The sequence below is a fragment of the Pseudomonas sp. NFX5 genome (assembly GCF_049132125.1).
Classification (GTDB): domain Bacteria; phylum Pseudomonadota; class Gammaproteobacteria; order Pseudomonadales; family Pseudomonadaceae; genus Aquipseudomonas; species Aquipseudomonas marginalis.
This window is the reverse complement of the sequence record NZ_JAFMZG010000034.1, coordinates 22,632-37,074: the sequence shown is the minus strand read 5'-3', so window position 1 is coordinate 37,074 and position 14,443 is coordinate 22,632. Positions and strand designations below refer to the sequence as shown.

Sequence of the window (14,443 nt, the reverse complement as noted above, 5' to 3'; positions counted from 1 at the left end):
GCCCCAATAAGAGCGCTGCACGGGACTGTGTTGTAGGGCTGCTGCGCAGCCCAACGCGGGGCAAGCCCGCTCGCCACAGGTTACTGTTTGCCCGTTCTATCTCTTAACTGATCGGCATTACCCTTGCGGGTTTTTTTGTGCCTCCCGTAGCCCCCTTCCACCCTTGCCCTTCTTCGCGACCGAGGAGATGTCCATGGAAACTACCTGGCTGGCCCAGGCCAAACGCTTGCAAGCCTTGGCCTCCACGGGGCTGCACTTTTGCACCGATGATTTCGAGCGCGAACGCCTGGAAGAAATCGCCGAGATTGCCCACAGCATGCTGGCGCAGCTGGGCAATGTGCCCCTGGAGCGCATCACCGGGCTGGTGTCGGATTTCGCCCAGCGCTATTCGACGCCGATGATCGACGTGCGTGGCGCGGTGATCGAGGGTGAGCGGATTCTGCTGGTGCGCGAGGCCACCGACGGTTGCTGGGCGCTGCCCGGTGGTTATGCCGATATCGGGTTGTCGGCGGCGGAAAACATCATCAAGGAAATTCGCGAGGAAGCCGGGCTGAGCGTTACTGCGCGGGCGCTGTATAGCGTCACCCACAAGGCCAAGGGGTTGTACCGGCCGGATGTGCGGGATTTCTACAAGTTGTATTTCCTGTGTGAACGGGTGGATCAACTGGCGCCGGTGGCCGGGTTCGAGACCACCGAGGTGGGCTTTTTCAGCCTGGACGAGCTACCGCCGCTGTCCCGTGGACGCACCATCGAAAGTGATCTGGAGGCGGCGTTCGCCTTTCATCGCGGCGAGACCACGCAGACGCTGTTCGACTGATCCAATTTGTATCACTGCTGCACCGCTTTCGTGCCCGACTGGGCACAGCGAACACTCCCGCCTGCGTTCCCCGCCTGTTTGGCTATAAATACTGTGCACGGTGCACAGCGGCGACCGTGCGCCTGTCACTGCCGGTGATTTGGCACGCCCGGTGCAACAGGCCTGCGTCACTCATTCAGGGAGCACGCACATGACGCAGCAAGAACCGGGCAACGATTACCCCTTAAGCGAAGTCCCCATGCATGCGCGCAAAGGCCTGGCGTCGACCGCCATGGTGCTGCTGGGCTTTACCTTTTTTACCGCGACCATGTTTGCCGGCGGCAAGCTCGGGGTGGCGTTCAGTTTCACCGAGATGCTCGGCGTGGTGGCCCTGGGTAACCTGCTGTTGGGTATCTACGCCGCAGGCCTGGGTTACATCGCGTTCAAGAGCGGGTTGAACTCGGTGTTGATGGGCCGCTTCTGCTTTGGCGAGGTGGGCAGCAAGCTCAGTGACTTGATCCTCGGGTTCACCCAGATCGGCTGGTACGCCTGGGGCACCGCCACGGCGGCCGTGGTGCTGGGCAAGTATTTCGAGCTGAGCCAGGGCAGCGTGCTGGCGTTGATGGTGCTGTTCGGCCTGGTGTTCTGCGCCACGGCCTACGTGGGTTATCGCGGGCTGGAGATCCTTTCCTACATCGCGGTGCCGGCCATGGGCCTGTTGCTGTTGCTGTCGATGTGGGTCGCCACGGTGAAAGTCGGCGGGCTGGATGGGCTGCTGGCGGTGGTGCCGACCGGCGAGCTGGATTTGTCCACCGCGATCACCCTGGTGTTCGGCACGTTCGTCAGCGGCGCCACCCAGGCCACCAACTGGACGCGGTTTTCCCGCTCGGCCAAGGTCGCGGTGCTGGCCAGCCTGATCGGGTTCTTTATCGGCAATGGTTTGATGGTGCTGATCGGCGCCTATGGCGCGATCGTCTACCAACAGCCCGACGTGGTCGAAGTGTTGCTGCTGCAAGGCTTCGCCATGGCGGCAATGGCCATGTTGCTGCTCAATATCTGGAGCACCCAGGACAACACCATCTACAACTTCGCCGTGGCCGGCTGCAACCTGCTGCGCACCAAGCGCCGCAAAACCGTGACCTTGGCGGGTGCGGTGATCGGCACCCTGCTGGCGTTGCTGGGTATGTACGACATGCTGGTGCCGTACCTGATCCTGCTGGGCACGGTGATTCCGCCGATTGGCGGGGTGATCATGGCGGACTTCTTCTACCGCTGGCGCGGCCACTACCCGCGCCTGGCGGATGCGCGCCTGCCAGCCTTCAACTGGGCCGGGCTGGTGGCGTACGCGGTGGGTACCGTGCTGGCGTTCAACTCGCCGTGGGTCGCGCCGTTGGTGGGCATCGCAGCCGCGTCGCTGACCTACGTCGCACTCACCGCCGTGCTGCGCGTGCCTTTGGCTGATGCCCGGGCATGAGCCTGACCATTGCGGAGGTACTGGCGTTGCCGGGGCTGGAATCCATGCGCCTGCGCGCCGGCGCTGCCGCCCTGGATAACGTCGTGCGTTGGCCTTATGTGGCGGAAAACAGCGGGATCGCCGAGTGGGTGCTGGGCGGTGAATTGGTGTTCGTCACCGGCATCAACCACCCACGGGATGAGGCCAACCTCCTGCAACTGCTGGACGAAGCCTGCCAGCGCCAAGTGGCCGGGTTGGTGATCCTGACGGGAGCGGCGTATATCCAGGCGATTCCCCAGCGCTTGCTCGACGCCGCCGAAGCCGCCGGCATGCCGCTGATCGAGCAGCCCTACTCGCTGAAAATGGTGCTGGTGACCCAGGCGATTGGTTCGGCGCTGATCCAGTCCGAGCAACTGGGACGCTCGCGGCACGACGTGCTGGAGCGCTTGCTGAGCGGGGATTATCAATCCCTGGATTTGCTGCTGCATCGGGCCGTGCAATTGAATATGCCAATGGCCGGGCATTGGCAGGTCGCCCAGCTGCAATTGGAAGGCAGTGAGCTGCTGTTTGCCCAGGGGGACGCGGCACAGGTGGAGGCACAGCTGGCGCGACAACACGACGGTATCAGTCGGCGCTTGCGTCAATTATCGGCGGTACTGCCGGTACTGGGGCGCGCCGGACAATGGACCCTGCTGCTGCCGGCACCGGATGCCGTCACGGCCTTGGCCAACCGCCAGCAACTGGCCAACTGGCTGAACCCGCTCAACCTGCGCCTGGCGCCGCTGAAATTGTTTATCGGCCTGAGCGCCGCTGCACACCCACCCGCGCGCCTGGCCCAGGCGCAGGACGAAGCACGCCAGGCATTGGTGGCGGCACGACGCTTCAGCGAGCGTGCCGGGCTATGCGTGTATGACGAACTGGGCGTGCTCAAGCTGCTCAGCGGTGTCCGTGATCGCGCCCTGCTCGACCAGTTCCTCAATGAACGCCTGGGCCCGCTGCTGCGTCACGACCTGCACCACGGCCCCAGCCTGATGCCGACCCTGGAAGCCTGGTTTCACGAGAATGGTAACCTTGTGGCTGCCGCCCAGCGCCTGGCCTTGCACCGCAATACCCTGACGCACCGTGTCCAGCGCATCGAAGCCCTGTGCGGTCTGACACTGGATAACGCTTATGACCGCCTGGACATCGGCATCGCCCTGATGATCTGGCGGCTGTCTGCCTGATTGTTTTTAGCCAAGAGGAACTTGCCCATGCACATCATCAACGCCCGCCTGCGCAACCGTGAAGGCCTGCATGATCTGCACCTGGAACACGGCCGGATCGCCAGCATCACCCCACACACAACAGCGCCGGCAGTGGGGCCCAATGACCTGGATGCAGCCGGCAACCTGGTGATACCGCCCTTCGTCGAACCGCATATTCACCTCGATGCCACCCTCACCGCCGGCGAACCGCGCTGGAACATGAGCGGCACCCTGTTCGAAGGCATCGAGTGCTGGGGTGAACGCAAGGCCACCATCACCGAGGAAGACACCAGGTCCCGCGCCAAAAAAACCATCCAGGCCCTCGCCGCCCACGGCATCCAGCATGTACGCACCCATGTCGATGTCACCGACCCCGACCTCACGGCGCTCAAGGCCATGCTGCAAGTGCGCGAAGAAAGCTCGCACCTGATCGACCTGCAAATCGTCGCCTTTCCCCAGGAAGGCATCGAGTCGTACCGCAACGGCCGCGAACTGATGGAAGAAGCCATTCGCCTGGGCGCCGATGTGATCGGCGGCATCCCCCACTTCGAATACACCCGCGACCAAGGCGTGAGTTCGGTGAAGTTCCTGATGGACCTGGCCGAACGCACCGGCTGCCTGGTGGATGTGCACTGCGACGAAACCGACGACCCGCACTCACGCTTCCTCGAAGTACTCGCCGAAGAAGCCCGCAGCCGCGACATGGGCGCCCGCGTCACCGCCAGCCACACCACGGCCATGGGTTCCTACGACAATGCCTACTGCGCCAAACTGTTCCGCCTGCTGGGGCACTCCGGGATCAGCTTCGTCTCTTGTCCCACCGAAAGCATCCACCTGCAGGGTCGCTTCGACAGCTTCCCGAAACGCCGTGGTGTCACCCGGGTCAACGAGCTGCTGGAGGCCGGCATGAACGTATGCTTTGGCCAGGACTCCATCGTCGATCCCTGGTACCCGCTGGGCAACGGCAACATCCTGCGCGTACTGGAAGCCGGTTTGCACATCTGCCATATGCTCGGCTACCGCAACCTGCAAAGCGCCCTCGACCTGGTGACCGACAACAGCGCCAAGGCCATGGCCCTGGGTGACCGTTACGGCCTTGAAGCCGGGCGCCCGGCCAACCTGCTGATCCTCTCGGCCGACAGCGACTACGAGGTGATTCGCAGCCAAGGGCTGCCGCTGTATTCGATTCGCCACGGCAAGGTGTTGATGAAGCGCCAGCCCGCGCAGGTGGAGTTTGTCTAAGCACCCAGTCAGACGATTGAGTCGAGATCCAGCGGCTGTGCCCTCCCCAGCTCACTCTGCGCAGCGGGAGGGATGCTCGCGACCTGAGGCAACGCCTGGTTTTCACGATGGCGGAACCAGCGCTTGAGACTGGGTTGCAGGTTGGAGCAGTGGCTATGGCTGCCGTAGACATCACGCGCTTCAAGACGACGCCAGCGCAGGGTTTGCAGGCGTTCGCGACTGGTGTACAGGCGGTCGATCTCAGCGTTCAGCGGCTCATGGTATTCATAGGCACGGTCGTTGGCCGGGCGCTGTCGAGTCAGTTCACGCCGCTTGTCTTGCAGTTGCTTGCCCATGGTCGCAAGGGCGTGGTCGAGCAGTTCAAACTCCCGTTGGGTCACCAGAGGACCGTTGCTATCCACAGCCTGTTGCCAGCGACGCAACGTCGCCCAGGCGGCCGGGATGTAGCTGGCGGTCATGAAATGCTGCTTGTATTGCACCAACTGTTTGATCAGGCCTTCGCGATCGGGCATGTCACCGCGCGTTTGCCATGCCCGGTTGCGGCCGGCTTCTTCAATGGACTCGCAGCCCGGCGTCCACAGCACGGACGAATGCGTACCGTCCGGGAGCACGATCGGCATGAAGTGCTGTTGATCGCCGTGGTGTTGGTAGGGGTTGCCGCCAATACGCACCAGGCCGGCGGCGAACAACAGGCCCCCGGCCGTGGGGGCGCTGAATAGCGTGACGGCACCGGGGATCCAGAGTTTGGCGGTGGTGTTCATCCAAGGCGCCGGGACGCTGGGGACCGGGTCGTTGTGGTTGACGATGCGGTGGTGCACCAACGCGGAAGCGCCGGCAGTGAACTCGGCATCGGCGGCGCGGGGGGCGCCGTAGGTGTAGAGGAGGATGTTGTAGTGAGCGTCGGGAATTCGGCGCAGCCCCTCAGCCAGAAGCAACGCGATGGCGCCGCCAAGGCTGTGACCACATATAACTATTCGTTGCCCGACATGAAACTGGTCGAGGTATCGCAGCACGAAGTTACGTACCGCTCGGTAAGCCTGATAAAATCCCTCATGCGCCTTGCCTACGCCATCGATGAAGGGCACTTGATGGGCGTTGGCATCTCGCAATCCATCAGATGGGCTGGCGGTGCCACGCACCGCTATCAGCATGACCTCATCGTGGTGGGTTATGAAAGCCTGGGTATCAGTACCGCCTTTTTCGTCATCGAAGAAGTGCAAATGCGCAGGGTGTTCCTGTTTTTCCTCCAACTCCGGACGATTTTGCGGATACAGCTCAGGATCGAAGGGAAGAATTTCAAAACGCCGTGAGTAAGGTACATCCTCATAAAGCGGATAAAAACGTCGCACTTGCTCCGGATCAACTCGCCAGGCTTGGTGAAACCCAGATAGTTGTTCAGCAAACAAATTTCCAACACTGGGATCCAGTGGAAAGCGCACTTGATCAAATGGTTTGTCTGGGGGCTCCTGGCCAAAATCGCAGTAACTCAACGCCGCAAACAGTGCCAATTGGTACAGGTTCAAGGCACAGAAGCGGTCTTCCGTGGATAGCATTGGACGCAGGGCTCGCAGTGGACGTACTTCGAGAACAGTGTGATTGCTCGGGAACAACACCACCCCTGATAAGGAGGGTTGGGACGGACCGAACCCCAGATCAGCCATCATTTTTAGGGCATGGCGTTTGGGTCGGTAAGCAGTGGGTGTCACGGCAGGTAGATGGGAGCCCTGACGAACCAAGTCGCTCACTTCAACCTGATAAAAGTGGTCAGCTTTCTGCCGCGCAGAATTGCTCTCGGTTTGCTCACCGCTGGATTTTGAAAATTTCGTTTGTTCAGCTCTGACCTGAAGGTCGGTGATGGGTAACGGATACTTTTCTCGCCTCTGCAATGTCGAATAGTAGCTCCCCAACTCCTGATACATAGCATCGAAAACCAACACTACAGGACCACGGCAGTGCCCCTCTAATCGTACAAAACCATCTCCATTCAAACGGCCTGCGTATCGCTGCCCTGCACTGTCAAAAATTTCATAGTTGAGCCCTCCATAGGCTTTCCCGTCACCGGACTCGTCCACTAGACAAAAACTCAGCCAGTCTCCACGCAGCGTACAGGCGGGAATTTTTTCGTTAAAAAACGGTTTTTTCCATTGTTCTATCGTCATGCCTGAACATCCTTATTCACTGCAACTTGGATATATGTCACATACACGCCCATCGGGCATTTTGAAGGATTTGAAATCTGTAGTGTTACCCCCACAAAACGCGTACTGGTCCTCAAAGCTTTTGCCTCGACAGCGTTTCCACCCTTGAGAAAAACGAACCCAGTTATCGCCCATATAAGGTCGTTCCTCACTAATGAGGTTCAGCTTTATCACTACCTTTTTCCCACCCAACTCATCTCGCGAAAAAACACCGTTCGAGTGAGTTTTATATCTTTGCCCTGTAGCGCCCAGCGAATTACAGTTCAGAACCTTTCTGATCGCATGTATCGGCCCCACAGTCCGAAACAACCACTGACATTGCCAAGACAGTTCCTGAACTCCCGACTCCGGCATTCCAGGCCTATCACCCTCCAGACGATCCCGAATCGAAATCCCCGCAATATCCCCGCCAACATCCGAATCCCGCGTACCCCACTTAGCGTAAAAATCAAACTCCACATTGCGTAATACCAGCGGACACCCCTGTACCGTTTCACTCAGCGGTAACTCATAACTCGCCCGACTTGCCACCGGTTTGTACTCGGTAAAAAAAACCTTCCTCTCCGGCCTCTTGCCTCGGCGCCTTGGCAAGGTGCAGGTCTCACCCGTTGCGGGCCCGTAGTTGGCGGCAGTTTTAAGTTCAAATTCCGCCGGTAAATCCACCTCCAACGTAAAGCGATCAACCGGCTTCATCGCACACCCCGAAAGTCCCGCCGTTGCCAGTGCAAGCAGCACGCCCCATACACGCTTACTCATCCTTGTTCTCCAACATGAGCCACTGCTGCTTAACTCGTTCAAAGTGATCCTGCGGTGTTTCTCCAACCGTCGGCTGCCAACGAATCCCACTGCTGCGAGTGGCCTCTTCCAACCGTCGCACGACCAGAAACTCCAACTGTTCCGGCTGGCTCCATCGCCAACTGCGAGCCTGTTCCAACACTTGGGTCAGCCAGACCCTGGGGTCTTGGAACTCAACCAATGCCGCCAGATCTTCACTGCGTTCAGCCAGCAGGTAACGCAGGATATTGGCGTGCAGGATGGCGCTGGCATTCGGGTTGGGCGTGTTCAGCCAGGGGGCTGGCTCGGGCACCGGATAGTCACCGGGGGCAGGGTTGTCGCCACAGTGCCAACTGCCTTCATGCCAGTAGCACACACTGATCAGTGGGCCGAGGAATGCTGGCCAGTGTTCAAGGCCCAGATGGTTCAGTGCGCGCGCCAACGTACGATTGTCGTGAAGGCGGTACAGCGTCCGGTTATTCTCCGGTCCGACCAGCAGCCGGTCGCGCCAATGCCGGGACATGTCCGTCAGGTCCGCGTCTGGCAAGCTGCCCAGCCAGCCCCAATTCATCTCTGGTTCTTGCAGAAGATCGAGCAACGCGGGCTCCCCTACCTGATCCAGCAACAGGATCACGGGGCCAGCCATGGCCATTTCCGCCAGTGGGGTTTGTGCGTAGAGGCGGCAGTACGCTGGAAAACCGCGTGCCGCCAACATTGGCTGGCACGCTGCGTGATTTCCCTCAAGCATCAGGCACAGCCTGTGCCCCGCCTGTTGCTGTTGGCTCATCCATCGGCTTGGAAGGTTTTCCATCAGGCCGCCCTCCCGCCGACAGTGCAGAGGCCTTCGCGGCAGTCCTCGCATAGCGGGCAGAAGTCCGCATCCAGTTGCCTGGCCAAGTGCATGATGGCGCCCTGTGTGGCGGAGATTTTCGGGCTCTGCGCAACCAACAGGGCGTTCGCCGACCTGGTCGCGGACGGGGTTCCACCGAGGGTGATGGGCCGACTGCTGAAAATGCCGCCTGCCTGGATCACCAGGTGCTCTCCGCCGGCCTTGAAACTCAGTTGTACGCCCGCGTCGATAACCAGGCTGGCGCCGGCCTTGAGATGCACCTGTTGCCCGGCTTCAATCATCAGGGTTTGCCCGACATAGGTCCGGCTGTCGCCCTGCACGTCCAGATGATCGCTGGCGTTGAGTGCAACCTTGCGGTCACCGGTGACGTGACGATGCTCCTCGCTTTCCAGGTGCGCCGTACTTAACCCTCGGATGATTTCACGCCGCTCACCGGCCACTTCCAGGCGACTGTCATGCCCCACCTGCTGCTCCAGGTCCCGCTGGGCACGAAGGTAGATGAGCTCCTTGCCACGGCGGTCTTCCAGGTGCAATTCGTTGCCGCCGCCTCCGCCCGGGGTGCTGCGACTGCGCAAGACGCTGCGGGTCTTGTGTTGCGGCAAGGAATAGGTCGGCATGTGCAACGCATTGGCCAGGCAACCGTTGATCAGCGGCTGGTCCGGGTCGCCCTCCAGGAACGTCACCAGCACTTCCATGCCCACCCGCGGGATCATCGTTGCGCCAAACCCGTCTCCGGCCCAACCCGATGCCACCCGCACCCAACAACTGCTTGTGTCATCGCTCTTGTCCAGTCGGTCCCAGTGAAACCGTACTTTCACCCGGCCGTATGCATCGCAATGCACCTCCTCGCCGGCAGGCCCGGTCACCGTGGCGGTCTGGGTGCCGTGGATGGTCGGCTTGGGGTACTTGAGAGGGGGTCGATACGGCGCACTCCAGGGTGTCGCGGTGAAACGGTTGCGATACCCCTGGAATGCATCCACCTCCTCACCAGTCGCATCCTCCAGCACCTGCGGTTGATAACCCTCGTGACGGATCGAAGTGATCAACCATAAATCATTGCAGGCCGGATCCGGATGGTCGTGCAGCTCAAGAAAGTGCCCACTGCGCAGCACCGCTTGGTCGCTCTTGCCCAATGCACGATATCGGCCGATCTGAAGGCGCTCCAACCCCCTGCGCGCCAGGCGAGCCCCCCGTGCATGGCCGGTAAACCCAGCCGGGTAGCGGTAGTCCTCAAGGGGTTGCGCTGAGGCAGAACCCGCGCTGTCTTGCAGGCATAAGGACGGATGCTCGAAGTCATGATCACGACGCACCGTTCGCTGGCTGCGGGTCGCCAGGCGTACGTCGAAACGCTGGATAACCCGTGTCTCGGCCAGCGGGCCGCCGGCAGCTGAATAACGCTGCGCAGGCAGGCGCTGAAATACGGTCTGGTCGTCGCCAAACACCAGCACATGCTGGTGCTCGCTGTGACGGAAGTGGTAGTGAATGCCCTCCTCTTCACACAGCCGCTGGATGAAATGCAGGTCGGTTTCCGCGTATTGCACGCAGAACGTCCGCGGCGGGTAGACCACCGGCCCCAACTCAAAGGCGTAGCGGTCGGCCAGGATGCCGTGGTGTTCGAGGACTGCCGCGATGATCTGCGGAACACTGCGCTGCTGGAAAATCCGCTGGTCGCGTCGATGCGCAAGGTAGGCGAGACTCGGCGCCAATGTCAGGTGATAGCGGGTGAGCCGCCGCCCGGGGTCGTCGCGGCCAATCGCGTAAACCTGCCCGTGCAGGCCTTCATTCGCATCGCCAAAAACCAGGTAGGCAGGCTGGTGGAGCAGTGACTCCAGGTCCAGCGAAGGGTTTTCGCTGACCACCTGCACCTGGATGAAAAACGGCTGATCAAGCACCTCCTGACCGTTGAACGCCAGTACTTGAAAGTCAGTCTTTATGCCTGGAAGGATTAATTTGAAACGTGACGAAACAAACGCGTTAACCATCCGTTGTTACCCGCCAATATCGATAGTTATTACCGGACTGAGATACCTCCCCCGCCAAACATGAAATAAGTTGCCGAGGAAAAGCGCCTGAACGCCTTGAAGCTTAGCGTTTCCAGGAAAAAATCGGCCCCGAAAAAATAAAAAAGAAGTTTCGTACGACTGAGATTGAAGTGTCTTTTACAAAATAATAAATCGAGTCAATGAGCCACTTCTTAAACATAAGAAATGCCCTACACCAACTTTTATCTGATCAATTAATCAATAGCGAAACAGCTGACACCCACTCAGGGCGTCAACTGCTCAAAAGACTTCATGCCCGAGGCAGTGCAGTCCCGAACAGACTGACGCTCAGCAGCGTATCGACCTGGGTATGCAAACGTACCGGCGCAGTGCCACCCGGCATCACCACCGCGACTTCACCCCCCTCAACCCAACCCGCTCGCCACGCCGCACAGGCGACGGCACTGGCGCTGGTGCCGGAGGACGCCGTGGGGCCCTCTCCCCGCTCGAACACCCGGGCAACCACCCGGTTGCCGGATTGCCTGGCGACCCATTGCAAATTGACGCCGGCCAAGCATGGCTCGCCGCTTCCTGCCGGGGGGGCGAAGGCAATTGCCTGCAACGGTTCGAAAAGCGCTGGCTGTTGCATCTGCAGATTGTCCGGCAAGGCTGACAGGTGTTCGACCAGGGTCACACAATGAGGATTGCCCACACGCACAAACTGACTGTGCGCCCACTGTGGGTTGATCGCCGCCAACGCCTTCACATGGCTCAGTTCAATGTCGCCTTGGAACACCTGCTCAACCCCCTGCGCCCCCACGGCCGACGGCCCGAACCCGGGCAAACCCAATGCCAGCCAGAATCCAGAGCGGTGCCCATAGACAGCAGGCTCGACCCGAGTCACCAACGGCGACACCCCGTCAGGCTGGTCATGATGCACGCGCAAATCACAGGCCTCGGTCATCAAGCCCTGGTCAGTAAGCGCCTGGGCAAAAATCGTCAACCCATTGCCACTGCGCTCGGCCAGGGAGCCGTCGGTGTTCACGATCAACAGGTCAAACGGCGGCTCGGCCTGGAACGGGCCCACCAGCAAGCCATCGCAGCGGTGAGCCTTGGCATCGACCGGGCGCGGTATCGAACCCCACTCGCATTCGGAGCTTATGGCTGATGCAGCCCAACCCTCGCGAGTCCTCGCGGCCTGTGCGGCGTTATTGGGCACCTCGATACCCTGCTGTCGTAAAAACGCCGGGCTGGCGACCCCGTAAATGTTGCCACGTGCGTCATAGAACTGGGTCATGGCGCCACTTGCCTTGCAATCTTCATCGGTGCGTCCGCTCGGTTGCCTACAGGGTTGGACCAGCAGCGTATTACACAATGCAGGGTATGTGGGAGGCGGCCTGGAAGGTGGTAATCCACCGTGCAAAACCCGGGGGTTCACCAGTTCCCACAGGGATTACACACCTTCCAGAACGCCTTCTGCAAAGACACTTCGTGTGTGGTTGCCAACGCCCATGGCGTTCCCGAATTGCAAAAAGAAATCATCGCCGCTGATCTCGGGGGGGAACCCGGCTCGCCCCCAAGGGCCTGATGTGCAAGGATATCGCGCCGGACATCGTTCGCTGAACGCAAAACCAAGGATTTTTTCATGACTGCCATCCCCACCTCAGCACCCGTGGTTCCCGGGCGGCTGGAACAAATGTCGACCCGTATCGCATTTTTCATCGCCGGCTTCGGCATTGCTGCCTGGGCGCCGTTGGTGCCATACGCCAAAGCACGCGCCGAACTGAGTGAAGGCACCCTGGGCCTGCTGCTGTTGTGCCTGGGGGTGGGGTCTATCATCGCCATGCCGGCCGCCGGTGCGCTGGCGTCTCGTTATGGCTGCCGACGTGTGCTGAGCGCCGGCACGATCATGATCTGCCTGGCCTTGCCCATGCTGGCCACGGTCAGCTCGATCCCGTTACTGATCGCCGGATTGTTCCTGTTTGGCGCGGGCCTTGGCACGGTGGACTCCACGGTGAACCTGCAAGCGGTGATTGTTGAGCGCGCCAGTGGCAAAACCATGATGTCGGGCTTCCACGGCTTGTTCAGCCTGGGAGGGATCGTCGGCGCGGCCGGGGTTGCCGGGCTGCTGGGGTTGGGTCTGTCACCTCTGCAGGCGACCCTGGTGGTGATCGTCATCATGGCGCTGGCGCTGCTCAAGGCCGGGCCCCATTTGTTGCCCTACGGCAGTGAAAGTTCGGGTCCGGCATTTGCGATCCCCCACGGCGTAGTACTGTTCATCGGCTGTCTGTGCTTTATCGTGTTTTTGGCAGAAGGCGCCGTACTGGATTGGAGCGCCGTGTTCCTCAGTGCCGAACGCGGTCTGGACGAGGCCTACGCCGGCCTGGGTTACGCAGCCTTCGCCCTGACCATGACTGCCGGGCGCCTGACCGGCGATGCCATCGTGCGGCGCCTGGGCGCAACCCGCGTGATCGTGATCGGTGGTGCACTGGCCACTGCTGGCATGTTGCTGGCAACGTTATTGCCAGCCTGGGAAACCGCATTGCTGGGGTATGCGCTGGTAGGTGCCGGTTGCTCGAATATCGTGCCGGTGCTGTACACCGCCGTCGGCAAGCAAACGGTGATGCCGGAACATATTGCCGTGCCTGCCATCACGACCTTGGGGTATGCCGGGATTCTTGCCGGCCCCGCAGTGATCGGCTTCATTGCCCATGGCAGCAGCCTGAGCAGTGCCTTTGTGCTGATCGCAGTACTGCTCGCCGGTGTATCCCTGAGCGGCAAGGTCCTCAAGGTATGACCCCCGCACATCAGCGCGCTTTGCGGGCCTTGTCCTGTTCCAGCCAACGCTCGAGACTTTTGTTACTGAGCCAGCCGTCCTTTTGCGGCGGACCAAACAATCGTGTGCCGTTCGCACGTATCAGCGAAGGCAGCAGACCTGGCCGCTCAAGAATGTTCTTCGCCGTGTAGACACAGAGCTCGCTGTACCTGGGCCGAGGCATGCCGGAGGAAGGATCCAGCACAGGCGCACCCTCTTGATCAACGGCATGCGGGTCCTGCATGACGGCCTTGAGCATGGCGATTTCAACGTACTGGTGTTGTTCAAAGAAGAACGTCCGATCCTGCGATTTATCCCTCAATTGTTCGAACTGGCCCTGCAGGGCCAGCACCACCTGGGTATTGCCCTGGGCATGGAACGGGTCCTGGCTGAACACACTTGGCGAGCTGTTCCCCTGTAGCGTTTGGGCTGCAGCCCTGAGACTGTCACGGGTGATATCGCCGTCGCGGCTCAAAATTGCATCGCTCAACCGCGGGCGCTTGAGAATCTCGCTGACCACTTGAATCGTCCGGTCCAACTCCTCGCTTTTCCCCATACGTTCGTCTGCAACACGCTGCAATGACGAGCAGGTCAAACGCCCGTCGTTCAGGAAGGGGTACAGCCTGCCAAAATCTTTTTCCAGGGCCAACGCCAGTTGGCTGTCGGTGGACGTTACGCCGGGCTGGGCGAGGTTCGCGCGCGTAGCAGCGGGCAGGTTCTGCAGCGCTCGCTGGCGCAGCACCGACGTTGTCCCGCGCAGCACCAGAGGCACCCGCGACACGCCGTCGGGGCGCGCAGGAACAGCCCCCTGCCAGGTTCCAGAGGGCGTGAGCGGCGCTGGCACTGTAGACCGTAAAGCCGGCTCGTCCAGTGCCAAGGGCAGACCATGAGGGGGTACACCCTCGATCGTCATGGGTTTTCTCCAACGCGTTTCCGATACATACCTGCCCGGTGATCACCACCCCCAGACGGAATCAGCGAATGGATTCCACCGGCAAGTACCCCATGTGTGGTTGGACAAACACAACAGTTCCGGACAACCGATGAATACCAATGACAGCATGTAAACAACGACCAGAAGGTACGGAG

General features: G+C 60.6%; 11 protein-coding genes. 5 read left to right on the top strand and 6 right to left on the bottom strand.

Translation table 11 applies throughout. The features are described 5' to 3' along the window. The first annotated feature begins 193 nt into the window (after nt 1–193). The 4 genes from J1N02_RS24560 to codA all read left to right on the top strand — a co-directional run bounded on the left by J1N02_RS24560 (nt 194) and on the right by codA (nt 4,735). Nucleotides 194–817 (top strand): NUDIX hydrolase, encoded by a 624-nt coding sequence (locus tag J1N02_RS24560; protein ID WP_027603137.1) that lies wholly within the window; start codon nt 194–196, stop codon nt 815–817. A gap of 190 nt (nt 818–1,007) precedes the next feature. Further along, complete coding sequence (gene codB / locus J1N02_RS24555) at nt 1,008–2,270, top strand: cytosine permease (RefSeq protein ID WP_065939378.1); 1,263 nt, start codon at nt 1,008–1,010, stop codon at nt 2,268–2,270. After that, nucleotides 2,267–3,472: a PucR family transcriptional regulator gene (locus tag J1N02_RS24550; RefSeq protein ID WP_027603135.1), complete on the top strand. Its 1,206-nt coding sequence runs from the start codon at nt 2,267–2,269 to the stop codon at nt 3,470–3,472. The genes codB and J1N02_RS24550 overlap by 4 nt, the downstream gene beginning before the upstream one ends. Nucleotides 3,473–3,499: 27 nt before the next feature. Beyond that, nucleotides 3,500–4,735: a cytosine deaminase gene (gene codA / locus J1N02_RS24545; RefSeq protein ID WP_108574786.1), complete on the top strand. Its 1,236-nt coding sequence runs from the start codon at nt 3,500–3,502 to the stop codon at nt 4,733–4,735. Nucleotides 4,736–4,743: 8 nt separating this feature from the next. Here the strand turns inward: codA and J1N02_RS24540 are convergent, their stop codons facing one another. The 5 genes from J1N02_RS24540 to J1N02_RS24520 all read right to left on the bottom strand — a co-directional run bounded on the left by J1N02_RS24540 (nt 4,744) and on the right by J1N02_RS24520 (nt 11,836). Next, the gene (locus J1N02_RS24540; RefSeq protein ID WP_421147920.1) at nt 4,744–6,894 is read right to left on the bottom strand and encodes a lipase family protein; all 2,151 of its coding nucleotides are present in this window, start codon (nt 6,892–6,894) and stop codon (nt 4,744–4,746) included. A gap of 12 nt (nt 6,895–6,906) precedes the next feature. Next, nucleotides 6,907–7,689, bottom strand: a complete 783-nt coding sequence (locus J1N02_RS24535; protein WP_027603132.1) for a hypothetical protein — start codon at nt 7,687–7,689, stop codon at nt 6,907–6,909. Next, the gene (locus J1N02_RS24530) at nt 7,682–8,518 is read right to left on the bottom strand and encodes a DUF4123 domain-containing protein (protein ID WP_092359601.1); all 837 of its coding nucleotides are present in this window, start codon (nt 8,516–8,518) and stop codon (nt 7,682–7,684) included. Before J1N02_RS24530 ends, J1N02_RS24535 begins: the two co-directional genes overlap by 8 nt. Further along, nucleotides 8,518–10,539 (bottom strand): type VI secretion system tip protein VgrG, encoded by a 2,022-nt coding sequence (locus J1N02_RS24525; RefSeq protein WP_098479951.1) that lies wholly within the window; start codon nt 10,537–10,539, stop codon nt 8,518–8,520. Before J1N02_RS24525 ends, J1N02_RS24530 begins: the two co-directional genes overlap by 1 nt. Nucleotides 10,540–10,849: 310 nt before the next feature. Beyond that, complete coding sequence (locus tag J1N02_RS24520) at nt 10,850–11,836, bottom strand: hypothetical protein (protein ID WP_092359598.1); 987 nt, start codon at nt 11,834–11,836, stop codon at nt 10,850–10,852. A 348-nt stretch (nt 11,837–12,184) separates the two neighbouring features. Between J1N02_RS24520 and J1N02_RS24515 the strand changes: the two genes are divergently transcribed. After that, nucleotides 12,185–13,336 carry an MFS transporter gene (locus J1N02_RS24515; RefSeq protein WP_027603128.1) on the top strand — a complete coding sequence of 384 codons (1,152 nt, stop codon included), beginning with the start codon at nt 12,185–12,187 and terminating at the stop codon, nt 13,334–13,336. A gap of 10 nt (nt 13,337–13,346) precedes the next feature. Here J1N02_RS24515 and J1N02_RS24510 read toward each other — a convergent pair whose 3' ends face one another. Beyond that, on the bottom strand, nt 13,347–14,267 hold the full coding sequence (locus tag J1N02_RS24510) for a hypothetical protein (RefSeq protein ID WP_027603127.1): 921 nt from the start codon (nt 14,265–14,267) through the stop codon (nt 13,347–13,349). Nucleotides 14,268–14,443 lie beyond the last annotated feature (176 nt).

What these genes read in the sequence shown, in the direction of transcription:
- J1N02_RS24560 (WP_027603137.1), top strand. Translation starts at nt 194, where the DNA reads ATGGAAACTACCTGGCTGGCCCAGGCCAAACGCTTGCAAGCCTTGGCC.
- codB (WP_065939378.1), top strand. Translation starts at nt 1,008, where the DNA reads ATGACGCAGCAAGAACCGGGCAACGATTACCCCTTAAGCGAAGTCCCC.
- J1N02_RS24550 (WP_027603135.1), top strand. Translation starts at nt 2,267, where the DNA reads ATGAGCCTGACCATTGCGGAGGTACTGGCGTTGCCGGGGCTGGAATCC.
- codA (WP_108574786.1), top strand. Translation starts at nt 3,500, where the DNA reads ATGCACATCATCAACGCCCGCCTGCGCAACCGTGAAGGCCTGCATGAT.
- J1N02_RS24540 (WP_421147920.1), bottom strand. Translation starts at nt 6,894, where the DNA reads ATGACGATAGAACAATGGAAAAAACCGTTTTTTAACGAAAAAATTCCC.
- J1N02_RS24535 (WP_027603132.1), bottom strand. Translation starts at nt 7,689, where the DNA reads ATGAGTAAGCGTGTATGGGGCGTGCTGCTTGCACTGGCAACGGCGGGA.
- J1N02_RS24530 (WP_092359601.1), bottom strand. Translation starts at nt 8,518, where the DNA reads ATGGAAAACCTTCCAAGCCGATGGATGAGCCAACAGCAACAGGCGGGG.
- J1N02_RS24525 (WP_098479951.1), bottom strand. Translation starts at nt 10,539, where the DNA reads ATGGTTAACGCGTTTGTTTCGTCACGTTTCAAATTAATCCTTCCAGGC.
- J1N02_RS24520 (WP_092359598.1), bottom strand. Translation starts at nt 11,836, where the DNA reads ATGACCCAGTTCTATGACGCACGTGGCAACATTTACGGGGTCGCCAGC.
- J1N02_RS24515 (WP_027603128.1), top strand. Translation starts at nt 12,185, where the DNA reads ATGACTGCCATCCCCACCTCAGCACCCGTGGTTCCCGGGCGGCTGGAA.
- J1N02_RS24510 (WP_027603127.1), bottom strand. Translation starts at nt 14,267, where the DNA reads ATGACGATCGAGGGTGTACCCCCTCATGGTCTGCCCTTGGCACTGGAC.